The sequence below is a fragment of the Algoriphagus sp. genome (assembly GCF_029254265.1).
Classification (GTDB): Bacteria; Bacteroidota; Bacteroidia; order Cytophagales; family Cyclobacteriaceae; genus Algoriphagus.
Window position 1 is genome coordinate 1 of the sequence record NZ_JAQWXX010000115.1, and the last position, 20,707, is coordinate 20,707.

Below are 20,707 nucleotides of genomic sequence, written 5' to 3' on the forward strand. Positions count from 1 at the left end.
TTCCAAGAGGCATCGAGCCCCTTGGAAGTTTACCCAAGAGAAGAACCTCTGGCTCATAATTGCCCGATGGAATTAAATAAATGTTGAACCAAACGGTCAACGCTATTTAGGGAAGTACAGTAAGTATATTTCAGCTTTCTCACTTCTACTTTCTAAATTTTCAAGCTTAACCAAGATGGCATTTCCTTAAATAAAACTAGGCATTTCCTGCCGAAATGGATAATTTTGAGGCCCTTACTAAAATATAAAACCCAATTATGGCTGTCAACGATTTCATACGCTCCAACAAAGACAGATTTCTTAACGAACTCCTAGATTTACTTCGCATTCCATCAGTAAGTGCTGATCCAAAATTCAAAGACGATGTCTTTGCGGCAGCTGATTTTGTGAAAGAATCTCTTCTAAAAGCTGGTGCCGATACCGTAGAAATCTGCCAAACTGCAGGCTATCCAATCGTCTATGGTGAAAAAATCATTGACCCTTCTTTGCCAACCGTTTTGGTTTACGGACACTACGACGTACAACCTGCAGATCCATATGAATTATGGGATTCTCCACCATTTGAGCCAGTCATTAAAAACACCAAAATTCATCCCGAAGGAGCGATTTTCGCTCGAGGTTCGGCAGATGATAAAGGTCAATTCTACATGCATGTGAAAGCTTTCGAAGCCATGATGGCTGAAAATGACTTGCCTTGCAATGTGAAATTCATGATCGAAGGAGAAGAAGAAGTGGGTTCAGATAACCTAGACAAATTCGTGATTGAAAATAAGGAGCGACTTAAAGCAGATGTAATTCTAATTTCGGATACGCATATGATCTCCATGAAAGACCCTTCCATCACGGTTGGTCTTCGCGGCATGGCTTACATGGAAGTAGAAGTGACAGGTGCCAATCGGGATTTACATTCAGGAACCTATGGCGGAGCAGTTGCAAACCCAATCAATGTGCTTTGTGATATGATCGCTTCCATGAAGGACGAGAACAATCACATCACTATTCCTGGCTTTTATGATAAAGTACAGGAGCTTACTGATGCGCAACGTGCACGGTTGAATGAAGCCCCTTTTGACTTAAATGAGTATAAAGAAAAACTAGATATCAACGATGTTGAAGGTGAAAAAGGCTATACAACCATTGAGCGAATCGGTATCCGTCCGACGCTTGATGTGAATGGAATCTGGGGAGGATACATTGGTGAAGGTGCAAAGACAGTATTACCATCTAAAGCTTCAGCAAAAATCTCCATGCGATTGGTGCCTGATCAAGATTGGCGAGAGATAGCAGCGCTTTTTGAAAATCACTTCAAATCCATCGCTCCGGCTTCAGTTAAGGTGAAAGTAAAAGCACATCATGGAGGTGCTCCGGCGGTAGTTTCAGATTCCTCAGTGGGTTACCAAGCAGCAGAAGCTGCGATGGAAGAGACTTTTGGCAAGCGACCAATCCCAACTCGTGAAGGCGGCTCTATTCCAATCGTCGCTTTATTCCAAAAAGAGTTGGGTTCTGATCCAATATTATTTGGCTTTGGATTGGATACTGACGCCTTGCATTCTCCAAATGAGCATTATGGTGTTAAAAACTATTTTATTGGAATAGAGACCATTGCTGCCTTCTTTCGACATTTTAGATCGCTAAGTGGAAAGTAATTCAGGAACTTAAACTTCAATTTTCTCCTTTGGATAGCAATTATTCCTCATCTCCATGCATTCAATGTTAGGCAAATTCGGAAAACTCATTCTTCCGATCTTTTTCTTATTTATCGCTATTTCAAACGGGCAAATCATCGCACCTCCCAAATGGACAATAACGTTGAGCCCCAACGAGCCAGAGATTGGAGAAAAAGCAACTTTGATTTTGGAAGCTACCATTCCGGTGGGCTGGTATATCTATTCCAATGACTTTAAGCCGGATTTAGGACCAATTCTCACCACGCTTGATTTAGAGCAATCTGAAGCTTATGAAAAAGCTGGAAGCCTTAAAGCAATAAATCCGAAGAAGAAGTTTGAAGAAATTTGGGAAGGAGATGTCACCTATTTTATGGGAAAAGGCCGCTTTGAGCAGCCGATTATCCTGAATTCTAAAAATGGGATAATAGTAGGTTCCATCACATACCAGATGTGCTCTGACCTCACAGGTCAATGTATCAATTACGAAGAGGATGTGGAAATTTCTTTCATTGCTGTTCAAAAATCTCCTGAAAAATCAGCAGATACCAAGACTGAATCTGCATCCACAGAAAGCAAGCAGAAGGAAGAAGTCATAGCAGAAAGTGATTCCATTTTTGCCTTAACCCCAAATCAGACAATCCCAGCAGATGAGACGAAAGATTCACAATCTGAAACCAAAGAAATACAGCTGATTGAAGCTCCTGAAGTACAGCAGGAATCGCTTTGGGGTTTTATGATCTTGGCGTTTTTAGCAGGATTGGCGGCTTTGTTGACTCCTTGTGTATTCCCGATGATTCCAATGACGGTGAGCTTTTTCACTGGTAGGACAACTAGCAAAGCAACTGGAATTCGGAATGCATTCATTTATGGAGCGTCAATTATTGGTATTTATACCATTGCAGGGACAGCAGTAGCTGCTATTCAAGGACCGGAGTTTGCCAATTGGCTGGCCACACACTGGCTACCAAATCTCTTTTTCTTTGGAATCTTTATCTTCTTTGCGCTAGCTTTCTTGGGCCTATTTGAGATCACCTTGCCATCAGGGCTGGTTAATAAAGTGGATGCTAAAGCTGAAAAAGGCGGATTGGTTGGCGTGTTCTTTATGGCCTTCACTTTAGTCTTAGTCTCCTTTTCTTGTACAGGTCCCATTGTAGGTTCGATTCTGATTTCCTCCGCAGGAGGAGAATTGGTGAAGCCCGTTTTAGGCATGTTTGCTTTCTCTTTAGCATTTGCAATTCCGTTTACGCTATTCGCAATTTTTCCGGAGTGGATGAATAGACTTCCAAAATCTGGAGGCTGGCTGAATTCTGTGAAAGTAGTTTTAGGCTTTTTGGAATTGGCTTTGGCTTTTAAATTCCTCTCGATAGCCGACTTGGTGTATCATTGGGGTATTTTGGATCGGGATATTTTCCTAGTGATCTGGATTGTAATTTTTGCAGCTTTAGGTCTCTACCTTTTGGGGAAAATCCGCTTGCCGCATGATTCTCCGATGGATCACATTGGAGTACCAAGGCTGCTTTTGGCATTGACCACTTTTATGTTTATGGTCTATATGATCCCAGGCCTTTGGGGCGCTCCGCTCAAATATCTCAGCGGCTATTTGCCGCCTCTGACCACGCAGCAGTTTAAAATCGGTAAGGGAGTATCTGCCTCAAGTGAGCCTCGCGCTCAAGTTAAATACGGCGAATTGCTTGAAATTCCCTTTGGCATTCAAGGTTTCTTTGACTACCAAGAAGCCCTAGCCGCAGCAAAAGAGCAAGGCAAACCACTATTGATCGACTTCACCGGACATGGCTGTGTGAACTGTCGGAAAATGGAAGAAAATGTCTGGTCAGATCCTCAGGTTTTGGCTCGCTTGAAAAAGGATTTTGTGATGGTAGCACTCTATATCGATGAGCGATTGGAACTACCAGAAAGCGAATGGTACACTTCATCTTATGATGGAAAAGTGAAAAAAACCCTTGGAAAGCAAAATGCTGACTTCCAGATCACACGCTTTAATAACAACGCTCAACCTTACTATGTGATTTTGGATCACAGCGAAAAGCTCTTAGCTCCGCCAAGGGGTTATGAAACCAATATTCAGGAATTTGTAGAGTTTTTGGATGGTGCTAAAAATGAATTTAAAATTAGAAATTAATAATTTAAAATAGGGTTCACTCCAATCTTAATTATCAATTTTAAATTCCTTTACCCTTCAATTATCCGATTTTTCACAGCTTTTTGGACTGCTTCAAGCTTAGAGTGCACTTGGAGTTTGCCGTAGATATTCTCGATATGCTTGCGGACAGTTTTCGGAGATATAAAGAGATTTTCCCCGATTTGATTGTAGTTAAGTCCTTTTGAAGTTTGCTCAAGAATCTCTATTTCACGTGTGGTAAGATTGATTTCTTCCCTTGGTTCTTCAAAATTAGGGGGATTTCGAAGGAGCTTTAAAGCCTTCATTGCCACCGAGGGTGTCATTGCCGCTCCTCCTTCTAAGGTATCCAAAATGCCTTGATGGAGAGATTTAGCGTCTACTTCCTTGAGCAAGTAGCCATGTGCCCCTGCCTGAATTGCCCTAAAGATATTCTCATCATCATCGAATACCGTGATCATAATAATTTTGATTTGGGGATACTTCTTAGTGATTTCGGCGACAGTTTCGATGCCATTCATTTTGGGCATCTCAATGTCCATTAGAATCAGGTGGACATTGGAATCCTGCGCTAGTTTTTCCAAAAACTCAACTCCATTATAGCCATGAAATTTGACCTCCACGTCTTCAAAAAATGAAAGTTTTTCCAAGATTGCTTTGAGCAAAAATGAATTATCCTCTGCAATTGCAATTTTTATCCCCATGATGATTTTTAAAAATTAATAAATACAAACTTCTGTTCCTTGATTTTGCTGAGTATCTATGCTTACATTCTTTCCTATTCGGTCAGCCCGATTTCGCATATTACCTAATCCATTTCCCAGACTTTGATTTTGAATACCTTGCCCATTATCTCGAACACATATCCGTAGAGTTTCACCTGCTTTAACCAAGTTTATCGTGATTTTAGAAGCACCAGAATGCTTAATCGCATTATTGATGGCCTCTTGGACTACTCTAAAATAATTAATTCCTTCCAGTGAATTGAGTAAAAATTCCTTTTCAATCTGATCATCCACCTTTAATTCAAAGTCAATCGTAGGACATGCTTCAATTGCCTTTGCAACGAAGTTGGCCAATCTTCCCCGAAGGTCTTCCAGACTTACATTTTCCTTATTCATGGCCCAGATAGTATCCCTCAATTCACCGACTGTTTCTACGGTAAAGGAGGAGATCTGATCAATTTTAGTTGCCATTTTCTCTGGACTGAGATTTCCTAATTTCAGGTTGTTGAGCGAAGAAACAATAAAGGTCAGCTGAGCGCCAATATTGTCATGCAAATCAGATGAAATACGATCCCGCTGCTCATGAAGACGCTGTTGCGTTTTTTGTTCTGCATAAATCGCTTGAAGTTTCGCCTCTTGTTCCAAATGTCTGTTTTTGGTTTTTTGTCGGTAGTAAATAAAGAATCCCAAACCAATTAGCGAAATGGATGAAATCAAGGCAAGTAACAATTGGTTATTTCTATTTTTGACCAGAAGTTCATTTTCTGCCAATGCAGCTCTTGACTCGGCTAGTTCCCGTTCTTTTGATTCCACCTTATACCTTGTTTCAAGATCAGCCATAAGCTTCACTCGTTCCTCTTTGAAGATAGAATCCTTCAAAGAGCTGTATTGCTCCAGAAAATCTAAGGCTGTCGAAAGGCGACCTCGAAGTTTATTGTAGCGATATTGCTCTTGAAGATAATCCCGCTTTTTCTCTATGGATTGACTCAATTCCACATATTTCGCAGCTGAATCCAACATGCTTTCTGCTTCGCTGTAATTGCCCAGATTATAAGCGATCGTCCCTAAGTTGGTATAGTTTGTCGCTATTCTGGTATTGCTTTTTGCCTTCTGATTAAGAGAAAGTGAGATGCCCATCCACTTTTTAGCCTCTAGGAAATTCCTTTGCTTTAATAGCGTATTCCCAATATTATTGAAGGTATTAGCGAACTTCATGCTATCGAGATTTTTCAAATCATCAATTACTAGGTAGTGGTAGTATAATGCACTGTCAGGTTTATCCCAATCATCAAAATTAATAGCAATCGCATTCAAGGCATAGGCACGGAAGAGTGGCTTAGCTTTTGGGAAATTTTCTAAGAGCTGAAGCGATTCTTTTCCATAGGCAACTCCTTTGTCATATTGCTCCATATCATGGTAGATCACCGAGATATCAAACAAAGCAAAAGCCATGTAATTCGAGTCAGGAACATTCAGCGCATGGTTAAAGTGTGCTTGGGAAAAGGACAATGCTCGGTCCCAATCTCCCGCGAAACTATTAATACGAGAAAGGGAAATAAAACCCATACTTCGAATGCTGGCTTCTTTTGATGGGTCGACTAGGTCAACGCTTTTTTGAAAATAGAACTCAGCACTATCGTATTCCGAATTGGAATAAAATCGATCAGCGATGAAATAAAAATAAAGACCAGAATCTGGAGCATTGCGGAGGTTCACTCTTTCAAGTTCAAAAATAATCGATGCTGAATCTGGATTCAACACAGTTCTTCCTAGCCTATCCCGCAAAGTTTGAGAATAGGAAGCCGTAATCACTAGAAATGCTACTTGAAAAAGGGCAAATGTTCGAAGCATAAAGGTCAAGAGCGCTAACCTTTTAAATATAAAAAATGCTTTTTGGGTTTATACTTTTTTCTAGATTATTTGAAATTATTTGTTGATTAACCGTAAATCTCTTCCAAAATCTGCGCTAATCTAACGCTTGCTGCAACCAATCTCTCCTCAAGGGCATCATTGGATTCATACATATAAACCCAGCTGATTTTTTTACTCTCCGGAAGTTTGTAGACAAGAGGACGAAGTGCAACAGCTTCTTTCAGCCAATCTTCCATGGTAGCGCCACGGTATTTTTGCTTCATAGCCGGAGTCAATCTGCGGAAGAGCTCATCTGCAAGCTCAGAATAGCTCATGCCTTTGCGGTCAATCATGCCACTATCCCAAAGGGCGTGAAGATTGGTTGATTGGTTAAAGAATTCTATTCTGACATCATTTCCTCCACGATCTTCACCTGTGCCTACGTGGAGCGGCTGATGGATATCCTCAACCATATGAATCAGCATTTTGAGTTTTTCTGCCTCTTCCTTCTGGCTTAGGTTTCCAGCTTTAAGTTCTGCCTTCAATCGCTGAATCGCTTCAAAAGCATCCCCTTCTTTTTCCTGGTGTGCTGGATCATACTCCCCATTTTTGGAAGTCAGGTAATGCCAAGAATTTGCATAATCATAGGACCTGTCAGATCTAATCTCGTCCATCCAAGTACCACTTCTTCCCAGAGACATAGGATAAAGAACCTTTTCAACTTTGGCTAAAACCGATTTTTTCATTTGCCGCTCAGCCATAAGGCCTATTACATAGTGACCTAATTGCCCCCAAGCAGAAGCTTGAGTCACAGAGAAAGAGAGCATTACTGCAAATAGAAGTGCTTTTTTCATAAATTATGATAATAGAATAATCGTAAAGATAGTAGGTAGTATATTGAGCAGGGTGAAGAAAAGGTTAAGCTTTTTCCAATTCAGCCACAGCAAGCCAGGCCATCAAACCAGCTCCGATTTCAAGGGCATCCTCATCAATATCAAAAGTCGGTGTATGCACTCCCGAGACAATTCCTCTTGCTTCATTTCTGGTTCCAAGTCTATAAAAGCATCCATCTACGACTTGAGAATAATAAGCGAAATCTTCAGCTGCCATCCAGATATCCAAGTCAAGTACATTTTCATCGCCAAGATAGGCTCGTGCAGCTTCGGTTGCCCGAGCGGTTAGTTCAGGATCATTCTGAAGGAAAGGATAACCTTTTCGGATTTCGAAATCGAGCTCACCTCCCATTCCTTCCACGATACCATGAGCGATTTGAAGCATCTTTTGATGTGCTTTGGCACGCCATTCTTCATTCAGGGTTCGAAATGTGCCTTGTATCTTAACCTCATTTGGAATCACATTTGTCGCTCCAAGAGCCTCCACTCTTCCAAAGGAAAGTACAGAAGGGATTTTTGGACTAGCGGCTCGACTTACCACTTGCTGCAAAGCTACGATTAGATGAGACGCAATTAAAACCGGATCAATCAGCGTTTCTGGCATTGCTCCATGACCTCCTTTTCCTTTTACAGTTATGTAAAGCTCATCGGCAGAAGCCATGTACAAGCCTTGTCGAAACCCCACTTTTCCCGCAGGAATAAAAGGCATCACATGTTGGCCGATAATCCCGGCTGGACGGGGATTCTCCAATACCCCATCTTTAATCATAAAAGATGCTCCCCCAGGAGCCACTTCTTCACCAGGTTGAAAAATAAGTTTGATTGTTCCTTCAAATTGGTCTTTGACTTCGTTCAGGATTTTTGCAGCTCCAAGTAAGGAGGCAGTATGCGCATCGTGCCCACAAGCATGCATAACGCCTGGATTTTGTGATTTATAGGGAACGTCATTTGCCTCAATAATCGGCAATGCGTCCATATCAGCCCTCAAGGCAATCACTTTTTTCCCGGGATTTTTTCCTTCAATTAGCGCTGACCATCCGGTAGTTGCTTTTTGCTCTATTTGAGTGATCCCAAGTTCTTCCAATCGCTCCTTAACAAAAGCCGCAGTTTTAAATTCTACATATGAAAGTTCAGGATTTGCATGAAGATGTCTTCTTGTGGCAATTACTTCTTCCTTATATGCTTTTGCCAGTTCCTTAATTTTTTCCTTCAGCATTATCTTTCTCCAGTGGTGTCACAAAACCTTCCCGTTGAAAACGGTCCTGAATGATCCGGGCAGTAGGAAATTGAGACTTTATTAATGAAAAGTTTTTTTGAGATTCAAATTTGTAATTGTATTTCCCGACTTTGACCAAATAGCGTGGCTGTTGATACTGCATTTCTGGATTGAGATCAGGAAAATATTCGTTGAGTTCAGATTGAGTTTTGAAAGCCCGATCTCGATCAATACCTGAGTAAACCAAGATAGTATATCCTGAATAATATGGCTCCGATTTATTCTTTTCAATCAATCGAGTTTTGACCTGATTTAGGTCTTTATCTACAGTATTATCCGAACTAGTCAAGTTTGCCCGACTTGATTCATTAAGTTGTTGTGTATAATCTGGGTATTGAGGTAGGGAAGAAAGCTGAATATCTTCCCGATAGTTCTGATAGGTATTTCCGGAATCAGTAGTCACCTTGCTTGTTTTACAACTAGCAAAAACCAACACTATTCCAACAATCCAATAACCTCTCATTGTCCTTTTAATTTTCAATAATTACACAATTTCCTTCCTGCACGTCTTGTTCCACACTTTTATATTTCACGTCTTTTTTCGTGGTACCATTGGAATATTGAACAGTAACTTTGTCATTTCGCCCATAGGCTTTATCCGATTTTCGGGGCGCTACAACTTGCGGAGCTGGTCTTCCTGCATTTGAAGCTGCTACTGCTGCACGATTAGCTCCTGGATTTAGGGTACTTGACACTTCTGCTTTTGAAGCTTGAACCTGTGGCTCCGCCTGTTTTCTTGGCTGTGCAGCATTTACTTGAGAAGGATCTTGCTTAGGTAAATCCGCTCTGGTCAAGAAGGAAATCATATCTTCATTCAACTTGCCTATAAATCGCTTAAACATTTCAAAAGCCTCAAACTTGTAAATCAAAAGAGGATCCTTTTGCTCATAAACGGCATTTTGAACTGACTGTTTCAAGTCATCCATATCTCGAAGATGTTCTTTCCAGTTTTGGTCTATAATAGCAAGGGTAACATTCTTTTCGATGGATCTCACAAGCTCTGCTCCTTCATTTGACAGCATAGAATCCAAGTTAACCACTACACCTATTTGCTTCATTCCATCCGATATCGGAACCATAATGTCCTTGACAGTAGCTCCTCGCTCTTCGTTAACTCTTTTGAAAATTGGAAGTGCGGTAAGCATTATCTGATTATTCTTCTGCTGATATGTTTCAAAAGCGAGCCTATAAAGCTCTTGTGTCAGGGTGTTAGCATCTTTGCTCTTAAGATCATTTTCTGTGATTGAAAAATCAACTCCTAATGTCGTAAATGCATTCATACGAAGATTTTCTGCATCCTCCGTGGATTTAGCCATATCAATTAGACTTTCACTCACATCAAAGATGACGTTCAGAATATCCAACTCAAGTCTATCCCCTTTCAGCGCATTTCTTCTCTTCTTATATACAACCTCACGCTGGGAATTCATGACATCGTCATATTCCAATAGTCGCTTTCTAGTGCCAAAGTTATTTTCTTCCACTTTTCGCTGAGCTCGCTCAATAGACTTTGTGATCATACTATGCTGAATCACTTCACCCTCGTCAAGACCCATTCGGTCCATCAATTTGGCTATTCGATCTGACCCAAATAATCGCATCAAACTATCTTCCAAAGACACGAAGAATTGAGATGATCCAACATCTCCTTGTCGACCAGATCGACCTCTAAGCTGTCTATCAACACGACGAGACTCATGACGCTCAGTACCGATAATCGCCAAGCCTCCAGCTTTTTTGGATTCTGGGGAAAGCTTTATATCGGTACCTCTACCAGCCATGTTGGTAGCAATTGTAACAGTTCCACTTTGACCTGCTGCCGCTACAACATCAGCTTCTTTCGCATGTTGCTTCGCATTCAATACCTGATGAGGAATTTTTTTCAACGTAAGCATTCGGCTGAGTACTTCAGAGATTTCGACAGAAGTGGTACCAACCAAGACTGGTCTTCCGGCGGCCACCAACTCATTGATCTCGTCCACTACCGCATTGAATTTCTCCCGCACGGTTTTGTAGACTTTGTCCTCCTTATCGTCTCTTTGGATTACTCGGTTGGTAGGAATTACTACCACATCCAGTTTGTAGATCTCCCAGAATTCTCCAGCCTCCGTCTCGGCTGTACCGGTCATACCGGCAAGCTTGTGATACATTCGGAAATAATTCTGAAGAGTAATAGTCGCATAGGTCTGTGTAGCATCTTCAACCTTCACATTCTCCTTAGCTTCGATCGCTTGATGCAATCCATCAGAATAACGACGCCCCTCCATCACACGACCTGTCTGTTCATCGACAATTTTCACTTTGCCATCCACCAAAATATATTCGGTGTCACGCTCAAACATGCAATAGGCTTTGAGCAATTGGTTTACCGTGTGAATTCGCTGTGCTTTTACACTGTAATCTTTAATTGCTTCTTCTTTCCGGATCAGTTTTTCTTTATCATCGATCTCCTCAGATTTTTCCAAGTCAGCGATGACAATACCGATATCCGGTAAAATGAAAAAGTCAGGATTTTCATTTTTGGTAGTCATCGTTTCGATACCTCGATCGGTCAAATCGACAACATTGGTCTTTTCATCTATGGTAAACAATAGCGGCTCATCTGCTTCTGGCATATTTCGCTTATTGTCCTGCAAGTAGAAATTCTCTGTTTTCTGAAGGATTACTCTAATCCCTGGTTCAGAGAGGTATTTGATCAAAGGCTTATACTTAGGCATTCCTCGAAAAGCTCTAAATAAAGCTAGACCACCATCCTTATCATTTCCATCTGCAATTTGTTTTTTGGCGGCAGTTAGGAAACCTTGAACCAATTTCCGTTGCTCATCAACTAATGCTGAAACCCTTGGTTTCATATCATCAAATTCGTGGACATCACCTTTAGGCACCGGTCCTGAGATGATCAATGGTGTTCGAGCGTCATCAATCAATACCGAATCGACCTCATCAATCATAGCAAAATGATGCTTTCCCTGAACCAAATCACCAGCCTCACGAGCCATATTATCTCTCAGGTAGTCAAATCCAAATTCGTTGTTAGTACCATATACGATATCACTTGCATATGCTTTTTTCCTACCAGCAGAATTTGGGGTGTATTTATCAATACAATCCACAGTAAGCCCATGGAACTCAAAAAGTGGTGCATTCCATTCGGAGTCACGCTTTGCCAAGTAATCGTTTACGGTCACGATATGAACACCTCTTCCTGCCAAGGCATTTAAAAATGCAGGCAAGGTTGAAACCAAAGTTTTACCTTCACCTGTAGCCATCTCGGCAATTTTTCCTTTGTGGAGCACCATACCGCCAATTAGCTGCACGTCGTAGTGAACCATGTCCCAAACGACTTCTGTACCAGCAGCAAGCCACTTATTATGCCAGATTGCGTCTTCACCTTGAATTTCAACATTAGCTTTTACCGCAGCAATTTCCCGGTCTCGTAGATTGGCTTTTACTACTAATTTGCCAACTTCCTTCAGTCTTCTGGCAGTCTCTTTTACAACAGCAAATGCGGTAGGGAGAACTTTCTGAAGAATTTCTTCTAATGCCTGATCCCGGTCTTTTTCAATTTGATCTATTTGATTGAAAAGCTGATCTTTTTCATGAATCGCAGTGGCAGGCAATTCATCCACCTTAGCTCTGATATCAATGATTTTTTGATCGAACTCCTGCAAGTGATCATTGATCTGAGATTTGATCTCTTGGGTTTTTGCTCGGAGTTGTTCATCACTGATTCCTTTTAAACCATCAAAAACTGTATTGATTTCCTTGACGATTGGTAATAACTCCTTAATATCTCTATCAGACTTGGTTCCAAATACTTTAGCAAGTCCTTTTGCTATAAAATCTAACATGTTGGTCTTTTGTAATTCTCAAATGAAGGGTTAAAATTAAGCCCTTTTTATTATAAATGATACTAATGCGAAGATGGGATATGCTCCTTTCTTAGCCTTTTTTATACTGTAATTTGCCCTTTAAATACTTGTTTGGCTGGCCCTATCAGCCAAATATCTCGGAAGGTACCATCCGGTAGGGATAGAAATTTTACGGATAATTGGCCCCCGCGGGTGTTAATTTTCACATTACCTGTAGGTTTATCTTTGGAAAATGCAATCGCTGCAGCCGTCACTCCGGTACCGCAAGAGAGTGTCTCATCCTCTACGCCTCGCTCATAAGTTCGAACGAACAATTCGTCATTATCTATTTTTTCTACGAAATTCACATTAGTCCCTGCAGGAGCATATTCTTGATCATATCTCACTTCTTTTCCCTTCTCAAAGACAGGATATTCCCTCACTTTTTCAACAAATCGAATATGATGGGGAGATCCTGTATTGACAAAGAGATCCTGCCCCTTTTTTTCTAGGGTCTCAACATCACCCATCTTTAATTGCACTAACCCATCTTCAATAACCGCCTCATGTGGTCCATCAATGGCTAAAAAATTTGTTTTTTGGTTTACTATCCCGAGAAATGCTGAGAAAGCAACTGCACAACGAGCTCCATTTCCACACATACTTTGGCTACCATCCGCATTGAAGTAAATCATCTCAAAATCAAAGTTTGCATAATTTCGAATGAGAATCAGGCCATCAGCACCCACTCCAAAACGACGATCACAGAGTTTGGAAATTAGATCCAGATCAGTCAAATCAAATATTTCTTTCCGATCATCGATCATGACAAAGTCATTTCCTGTTCCTTGATATTTATAAAAAGAGATTTCCATAAATTTTTATTATTAAAAAGGAAGACAAAAACCTATCCAAGGTATTTGAGTGCTACAAACTTAAACAACTTGTCAGAAAATCAGACTTATTGTCTGATTGCCAATTTCGAATCAATCGATTTAATGGTTAATTTCAGGTTTGAAAAATCAAATTGAAATCTAAATCCATTACCTGATGAATACTCCTGAGAATTTAATCACTAGAAGAATGTTTCTGTCTAACACATCAAAGGCGAGCATCGCTTTGGGACTTGCTGGGACAGGAATTTTGAGTGCTTGCGCAACAGATGCGAATGGTGACGAGAAAGCTATCTTAGCAACCGCTTTTACGCAGACTCCATTAGCCTATGATTATGCAGCTTTAGCTCCCAATATTGATGCGATGACTATGGAAATCCATTATACTAAGCATGCTGCAGGATATGCCAAGAATCTAAACGATGCCATTGGTGAGGAAAATGTAGATACAAATAAGCCGTTGGAAGATGTCCTGAGTAAAATATCAAGCTATTCCACCAAGATGCGAAACAACGGGGGTGGACATTACAATCATGAATTGTTTTGGAAAGTAATGAGTCCAACCGGAGGTGGAAAACCTGAAGGCGATTTGGCAGCGGCAATTGATTCCTCTTTTGGAAGTTATGATGCATTTGTGACCGAATTTGAAACAGCTGCAAAAACACGGTTTGGATCAGGCTGGGCTTGGCTAGTATTAGGAGAGGATAATAAACTAGCAGTAGGATCAACTGCAAATCAAGACAATCCATTGATGGATATCTCCGAATTCAAGGGAGTTCCACTTTTGGGAATAGACGTTTGGGAACATGCATACTATCTGAATTACCAAAACAAGCGTCCCGACTATGTTTCTGCTTTTTGGAATGTAGTAGACTGGAATACTGTGAGTCAGCTATTTACAGCAGCCTCTATGTAAAATTCTAGCTATTGGAACCAAAAAAGACCGGAAATTCCGGTCTTTTTCATTTATTTCAAGAATTCAAAAATAAAAATCATGCAAGACCCTAAGTCACTTTCTTCAGTAGCTTTATTTCACGAAACCTTCAAACATCCAATTGTATCGGATCCGGCCATCCCATCTGAAACACGATGTAACCTTCGGGTCTCATTGTTAGCCGAAGAGTTAAAAGAATTGGAGGAAGCAATAGAAAATAAGGATTTGGTGGAAATCGCAGATGCCCTTTGCGATTTACAATATGTGCTCTCCGGAGCAATTCTGGAGTTTGGATTAGGAGAAAAATTCAAAACCCTTTTTGATGAAGTACAGCGCTCTAATATGAGCAAAGCCTGCAAAACTGAAGAAGAAGCCAAAGCGACAGTGGTACATTATGAGGCAAAAGGAACACCTTGCTTTTATGAAAAAGAAGGTGATCTATTTTTGGTTTTTAGGGAAGGTGATCACAAGACATTAAAGTCTGTAAATTATTCTCCGGCGGATTTGAAAGGGATATTAGGGAAATAATCAGGAAGTCTTCAGGCTTTTTCCCTGATGGTTTTTCAATTCAATAATTCGGGCCGGTAGATTGTAGCCGGCCTTTTCTAATGCCGTCAAGACTTCCAAAATGGCATTACTTTTTACGACTACATCCAAAACATCACGATCGAAAGTATCCACCCAAATGGTTACTTGAAGATTCAAAGTGCTTTCAACAAGATCAGAAACCCAGACATTTGGACTTTTCTGATCTGACAACACTCCAGGTATTTTTGAGACTGTATTTAGAATCAATGCCATCGCTGCCTTATAGTCAGAACCATAGTCCAATCCGATGATAAAATCATAACGTAGAAATCCATCTATCGTAAAGTTGACGAGCGGGTTTTTTATTATTGTAGCGTTAGGTATAAAAACGTCTTTTCCATCGTTTGTCTTAATCTGAGTATCTCTAAGGTTTAGGGAAAGGATTTGCCCGCGAAATCCATTTATATCCACAAAATCACCAATCCTAAAAGGGGGCTTAAATGCAAGTATTATACCCGACAGGAAATTCTCACCAATATCCTTCAAAGCAAAACCAATAATGAAAGCTGAGATTCCGGCTCCGGTTAATACACCAGTAACCACACCTGATAGTCCCAAAAAGCGGAAAACAATCATAAAACCAACCAGGATAACTATTAGTCTAAAAACAACTGAAATAAAATTCGCTAAAAGCAAATCATTCATTCGCTTAAGTAGTCTCCTTTTGAGAAGCTTTTGAAGCGTATTGGCCAAAAAATAGAAGAGAATGATAATTCCCAAAGAAATGCCAAATGTCTTCAGTGTACCGTAAGTATCATCCAGATTTATACCGAAAAATGTTTCCATAAAGGAAAGTAGGAAAAAGAGGCCTTCTCTACAAGTTTCAGCTATACCAAGACAGGGAAATAGATTTCAAAAAGTTTCTTTATCACTTACTCCAAGACTTAATTTCTAGCCTGAGTTGAAATCAAATAAAAATTGAAAACCTATAAATACAAAAAGACCCGTATTTCTACGAGGCTCTTGTACCAGGAGCGGGAATCGAACCCGCACGGGATTGCTCCCACAAGATTTTAAGTCTTGCGTATTCAACTATACCGCAAGAGATTTAACACCCTTTAAAACACTTGGACCTTGCTCTGTCACCATTGAAGTTTTTATGAAATCTACCGCTTCTTGATAGTTTAGTCCTACAATGAAATCGTACCTTAAAAACCCATCAATGGTAAAATTGACGAGCGGGTTTTTGAGAATTATCTGGAATTAAAACATCTTTTCCATCTCCAGTTTTAATATGGGTATCTCAAAGTTTCAAAGTCAGCAGTTGAACTCTTATACCATTGATATCCAATCTATCTCCTGTGCGAAAAGGTCTTTTAAATGCCAAGATTATTCCAGAAAGGAAGTTTTCTCCGATATCTTTCAGCGCAAAGCCTATAATAAATGCCGATATACCAGCTCCGGCCAACATTCCGGATACCACTCCGGTAAGTCCAATAATTCGCAGGATGATCATTATAACGACGATTATTACCAGTGATGCAAAAATCCCTGCAAGAAAATTGGCTAATAGATCATCATCCATTTTTTTGGTAAGCCTTTTCTCTAAAATTATTTTAGTCTTACGGGAGAGATAAATTAATAGGATTAGTGTACCCAGAGCAACACCAAAAAGAATAAGCTAGTTCTGAACTTCTACCCAGTCTATTGTGAAATTTTCAAAATCAATCATAGGGCTCAAAATACAAAAAAAATAACACCGAGTGTGAACCCGGTGCTATCTAAACTTGCTCTTACGTTCTTAAATTATTTAAGAGTAATGACAACATTTGCCATTCCACCACCGGATAAGGATGAAGCTATCCACTCTGGTAGAAGTGGATCACAAGACGAAGGTTGTGCACTACACCATGTGGCTCCTAAAGAATAGTAATAACTGCCTCCACTAATACCTTTGGAATCGCTCTCTGGCCATCCGTAATAGCTTGGAGGACTTCCTCCATTTGCCCAGGATACTGTTTTGTTTTCGTAGGGATGCTTGTAAGGTGTTTTGAAGCCATAAGTTGTTACCGTGTAAGTTTTTGCATCTGAGTTAACTGGAACAATCACTAATGCATGAACCCCTGCGCTATAACCTCCACCCGGAGACGTTAACTTATAACTTTTTGCAGTTACTGGTATATTCAGAATTATTTTCTTAGGGTCGTTATTGACCTTTACTTTACCTGTGACCTCTTCTCTAAGAATCCAATCGCCAGAACCAGGAACTCTAAAGTAAATACTTGCTTTGATGTTTTCTATACCTTCCAGTACATCTCCATCTATCGCTTGATAGTTAATAGCATTGCCTCTAGTCGTGGCTATGGTGTTTTTCCCATCAAACATGCCATGCTTGCCTTCTGTGGACCATTCCACTTTATATTCTAAGGCACTGGTGCTCACGATGTCATTGACATTGTCGCTTCGCTCTAGGTAAAGGCGTACCGATTGCTTCTTCTTTCCGCTCAGCGTGATACCATCCGGCTTCATCACTACTTTCTGCTTTTTCACATTGATCGTTGCTGTAGCATCACCTATCAAGGTCAAGTCAACGCCTTTTTTAATATATACTTCTACAGTTACAGTCTCTATATTATTTTCTTCCAAATCAGCTGCATTTACTTCACTTCTAAAGTTCACAGTAGCGGAGGTTGTTTCGATTTTAGGTCCTTTGAGGCCGCCTGTGGCCGTAATCACCCCATATTTTCCAGTAGTGGACCATTTGTACAAGAAGGATTGCCCTTCTCCAAGCTGGGTTTGCGTTTCTACCTTCAGAGGCAAATTAGCAAAAGCGACTACGGTCTCTTTTGCAGGGTTGATTTTTACATCGGTTCTACGGGCCTTAGCTGTGAACTCGACGATTCGATCAGACATAATCAACTCTGCTGTCAATTTACCCATATCGAGAAGTTTTACGCACATTTCAACCGCCTTGATTACTTTGAGGTATTTATCAACCGCAGCAGCATTCTGGTAGTCACGATTCAGATCGATCCAAGTAGGCTTATCTAGATTTTTGTATTTATTGACAACAATTTTAATAAACTCCTCTTGAAGTTCTTTGCCTTGATTATCTACTACTATAAATTTTAAGAAATCTTCGATGGCTTTCTCAAAATTTCCGCTAATAATCAAATCCATAATTAGAGGAGTTTGTGAAATGGTCGCTTCAAAAGCATCAAAAGCTAAATTGTTTTCTTCTGCACCTTTGATCTCGGAAATTATTTCAGAAAGAATGGGAAGAACAAAGTCCACATAGAACTGCTTGAGCATCAGTTTTTGCCAGGCAGCCTTTTCTTCGTTTGTCATGGTAAGCGAACTAGAAGGTCTAAATGCTGTACCTACTACTCGTACCTTATAAATCGCCTCATCTTCATTTTCTCCTAAAGCCAATGGAATTGGTCCAGATTCCTTTCGTGCATACTCTATACCGCTCCCCGAAACCCAGTCTGCGATGGTACCCAAGGTACTGCTAAACCCTTTTGTCCCTTCTACGTCCGCTGTAGAGTTAGCTGCTTGACCTGGTCCAATTGATGGAATCAATGGCACTACTTCTTTAGATCCTTTCGCTTTATAGGCAGTTTTATAGATGAATGCTTTTCCGATTCTTCGGTAATGATTGGCAATCTTGATGTTCAAGGCATCATTTTCAAAAATCTGTATACCACTCTGAAAGCCATTAGGATCTACATTGATTTGCCTAGCTCTCATATCCAAAACTTCCACCTCCTTTGTATACTCACTCAGGAGTGTAGATAAATCCTGCTCGAACTTGAGATTTTCTACATATAACTTGTCACTACTTATTCCAGCTACAACTCTAGTCTTAAATTCCTCATAGCCAGGAAGGGCTATTGACGGGGTAAGAAACTCATTTACTATTTCTTTTGGCATATAAAAAACACCAGAACCTAAGTAGAAAAGCGCTTGAGCTGTAGTCTCGGCATTCAAATTTTTATTCTTTGCACTCAAAACTCCCATTAGAATTAGGTTATTGGCATCATCGAATAAGTATCCCAAACGAACCACAGTATCGGGTAAAACGGCTTTAGTCTTTCCAGCAGCATCTACAGGGAAAGTCATGAGTCCTGTAGAAAGAGTAGCCTTAGACAAGTCAACATTTACTCCTGCAGGCAAGGATACGCTTATATCCACCGTTTGAGCAAGTGAAGTAGTGCCTCCTCCAGCGACAGGAGGATTTCCGGGATCTGGAGTCGGAATTGTAGGATCTTCTGGATCAGTACAAGCGAATGCCAGCACCGAAAAAAGGATAAAAACCCATTTGAAGAGTTGTAAGTTTTTCATGGTAAAAGTAGTTTATTCCTCACCATCGAAAAACTTAGAAAATGTCATCAAAAATCTGAAAAATATTCTATCACTTGCCTAGATACGTCGTCTATTAAGCTTGAATGGATTACTACATCTCTTTTCCTAGCTTTGAAATCAGCTCAATTGATTCCTCTCGATCAGAGGCTTTGAGGTACGGAGTTGCTTCGTCGAATTGCCCTTCCTTGATCATAATCAGAACCCTTTAATATCAAATCAATCGTTGTCAAAATTTTCGATTTTCGTACAGCAATTTTTTTAAAGTCCTCAATGCTTGGTTTTGGTAGATTAGCTGGAGCATTTTCCCAGATAGTTTCTGCAGCCACTCTGGCTAAATCCTCCAAAAAGATGGATCCAAATTGATTATATCCTATCGTGAAAAAATCTAACACAGCTTCAGAAAGTTCCCCATTTTGGACCTTCCCATTTACTGATGGCATTTGATCCAAATACCCCGCTACCGCTGTTATTAATGCTTCCCAAAAATCCTGTTGACCTTTCGGTGCTCCTGTGTTTTTAGATGCAGTAGCTTTCGCTGTCAAACCATCAGCAATCAATGGCACAACAAAATCTAAGGTAAAGGTTAATAAAATAATATTTGTTCTAGCAGAAATTTCAACCTGATTGAGATTAGTCGCGGACTTTCCCATACCTATTGCCCTTAGCTGCCACTCCACCTCTTTTTCATCCAAATCTAAAGGAATCTCAATTGCTCCAGTTTTGATTCGGAAAGATTTATCTGTATCTCCCAGTAAATAATCATAAACGGTGCCCGAAAAACTGGTAACTACTTTAACCATAGAAATATCTATTTCCAAATCAGGAACGGATGCATTGTTTATTCCAGGGAATTCATTGACGGGTATCTTTTATCCAGACTCAACAATACTATATCTTTTATATAAAAACCCCTTCACTCTTCGGCGGAAGGTATTGGCGACTCCAAACTGGCTCAAACCAGTCTGGTAAACTTGTAAACCACTTTGAATTTCTACATCTACCAACAAATCTGAAGCTTTCTTCTCTTCATTAGTCCTAGCATTTCTTAAATTTGGTGCAACTTTTTCGATCAAATCTGCTAAAGATTCTCCGATTTTACTTTCAGAAAGAAAAAATGGGTTAGCTATCCAAGCTGCTTCTACCGTATTTTTCCACTCATCCCAAATTGGGAAAGATTCTACTTCATCAAAGAATTTCTCTGCGAGCTCAGATTCGAAAAATGGTCCTGACAAACCCCAATAGAGTAAGGTTTTTGCTGTGGTTTCAATATCTAAGTTTTGCTGATTTTAGTCTATCAATCCTGCAAGTAGAAGGCGGTCTTCTTTGTCAAATAAATAGGCGAAAGCAGGCTCATCCGGAAAAATTATCACTTTCACTACCTCATCCTCATCTAAAGAGCTAAGCTTATCCCAAGAAAGTATTTTTGCATCTGTCAAATCCGGTGCACTCCCTTCTGGGAATTTTACTTGAACAGAATAGGTACTATATCCTTCAAATGGATTTTCACTAGAAGGAGGGCTAGGAAGAATATCCTCTTCTCCCGATTCGGAAGAGAGCATAAATAGTGAAAAAAACAGTCCAAATACT

The 20,707-nt window shown here is 40.2% G+C and carries 17 protein-coding genes; 4 read left to right on the forward strand and 13 right to left on the reverse strand.

Going from position 1 to position 20,707, the window contains the following annotated elements; genetic code table 11:
- Nucleotides 1-257 precede the first annotated feature (257 nt).
- Both P8O16_RS17620 and P8O16_RS17625 read left to right on the forward strand, forming a co-directional pair.
- Nucleotides 258-1,646 carry a dipeptidase gene (locus P8O16_RS17620; protein ID WP_300316820.1) on the forward strand — a complete coding sequence of 463 codons (1,389 nt, stop codon included), beginning with the start codon at nt 258-260 and terminating at the stop codon, nt 1,644-1,646.
- 64 nt (nt 1,647-1,710) lie between these two features.
- Entirely contained in the window at nt 1,711-3,807 is a 2,097-nt protein-coding gene (locus tag P8O16_RS17625) for a cytochrome c biogenesis protein CcdA (RefSeq protein ID WP_300316940.1), read from the forward strand.
- Between the two features lie 50 nt (nt 3,808-3,857).
- On the opposite strand, the gene P8O16_RS17630 is transcribed toward P8O16_RS17625, so the two are convergent.
- The 7 genes from P8O16_RS17630 to dapF form a co-directional block, all read right to left on the reverse strand.
- The gene (locus P8O16_RS17630; protein ID WP_300316822.1) at nt 3,858-4,508 is read right to left on the reverse strand and encodes a response regulator transcription factor; all 651 of its coding nucleotides are present in this window, start codon (nt 4,506-4,508) and stop codon (nt 3,858-3,860) included.
- A gap of 15 nt (nt 4,509-4,523) precedes the next feature.
- On the reverse strand, nt 4,524-6,380 hold the full coding sequence (locus P8O16_RS17635) for a sensor histidine kinase (RefSeq protein ID WP_300316824.1): 1,857 nt from the start codon (nt 6,378-6,380) through the stop codon (nt 4,524-4,526).
- 86 nt (nt 6,381-6,466) lie between these two features.
- On the reverse strand, nt 6,467-7,234 hold the full coding sequence (locus P8O16_RS17640) for a S1/P1 nuclease (RefSeq protein ID WP_300316826.1): 768 nt from the start codon (nt 7,232-7,234) through the stop codon (nt 6,467-6,469).
- 64 nt (nt 7,235-7,298) lie between these two features.
- Nucleotides 7,299-8,489 (reverse strand): M20 family metallopeptidase, encoded by a 1,191-nt coding sequence (locus P8O16_RS17645; RefSeq protein ID WP_300316828.1) that lies wholly within the window; start codon nt 8,487-8,489, stop codon nt 7,299-7,301.
- Entirely contained in the window at nt 8,470-9,012 is a 543-nt protein-coding gene (locus P8O16_RS17650) for a hypothetical protein (RefSeq protein ID WP_300316830.1), read from the reverse strand. The genes P8O16_RS17645 and P8O16_RS17650 overlap by 20 nt, the downstream gene beginning before the upstream one ends.
- A 7-nt stretch (nt 9,013-9,019) precedes the next feature.
- Nucleotides 9,020-12,400 (reverse strand): preprotein translocase subunit SecA, encoded by a 3,381-nt coding sequence (secA, locus tag P8O16_RS17655; protein ID WP_300316832.1) that lies wholly within the window; start codon nt 12,398-12,400, stop codon nt 9,020-9,022.
- Nucleotides 12,401-12,501: 101 nt separating this feature from the next.
- Nucleotides 12,502-13,275: a diaminopimelate epimerase gene (dapF, locus tag P8O16_RS17660; RefSeq protein ID WP_300316834.1), complete on the reverse strand. Its 774-nt coding sequence runs from the start codon at nt 13,273-13,275 to the stop codon at nt 12,502-12,504.
- A 175-nt stretch (nt 13,276-13,450) separates the two neighbouring features.
- Here dapF and P8O16_RS17665 point away from each other — a divergent pair, with 175 nt between their 5' ends.
- Entirely contained in the window at nt 13,451-14,209 is a 759-nt protein-coding gene (locus P8O16_RS17665) for a superoxide dismutase (protein WP_300316836.1), read from the forward strand.
- A 78-nt stretch (nt 14,210-14,287) separates the two neighbouring features.
- Nucleotides 14,288-14,755: a nucleoside triphosphate pyrophosphohydrolase family protein gene (locus tag P8O16_RS17670; protein ID WP_300316838.1), complete on the forward strand. Its 468-nt coding sequence runs from the start codon at nt 14,288-14,290 to the stop codon at nt 14,753-14,755.
- Here P8O16_RS17670 and P8O16_RS17675 read toward each other — a convergent pair whose 3' ends face one another.
- The 6 genes from P8O16_RS17675 to P8O16_RS17700 form a co-directional block, all read right to left on the reverse strand.
- Entirely contained in the window at nt 14,756-15,601 is an 846-nt protein-coding gene (locus tag P8O16_RS17675) for a mechanosensitive ion channel family protein (protein ID WP_300316840.1), read from the reverse strand.
- Nucleotides 15,602-16,058: 457 nt separating this feature from the next.
- On the reverse strand, nt 16,059-16,340 hold the full coding sequence (locus P8O16_RS17680; protein WP_300316842.1) for a mechanosensitive ion channel domain-containing protein: 282 nt from the start codon (nt 16,338-16,340) through the stop codon (nt 16,059-16,061).
- A 221-nt stretch (nt 16,341-16,561) separates the two neighbouring features.
- Nucleotides 16,562-19,099, reverse strand: a complete 2,538-nt coding sequence (locus P8O16_RS17685) for a hypothetical protein (protein WP_300316844.1) — start codon at nt 19,097-19,099, stop codon at nt 16,562-16,564.
- A 161-nt stretch (nt 19,100-19,260) separates the two neighbouring features.
- Nucleotides 19,261-19,920 carry a hypothetical protein gene (locus P8O16_RS17690; RefSeq protein ID WP_300316846.1) on the reverse strand — a complete coding sequence of 220 codons (660 nt, stop codon included), beginning with the start codon at nt 19,918-19,920 and terminating at the stop codon, nt 19,261-19,263.
- A gap of 69 nt (nt 19,921-19,989) precedes the next feature.
- On the reverse strand, nt 19,990-20,352 hold the full coding sequence (locus tag P8O16_RS17695; protein WP_300316848.1) for a hypothetical protein: 363 nt from the start codon (nt 20,350-20,352) through the stop codon (nt 19,990-19,992).
- 54 nt (nt 20,353-20,406) lie between these two features.
- Nucleotides 20,407-20,679 carry a hypothetical protein gene (locus tag P8O16_RS17700; RefSeq protein WP_300316851.1) on the reverse strand — a complete coding sequence of 91 codons (273 nt, stop codon included), beginning with the start codon at nt 20,677-20,679 and terminating at the stop codon, nt 20,407-20,409.
- Between the last annotated feature and the right edge of the window lie 28 nt (nt 20,680-20,707).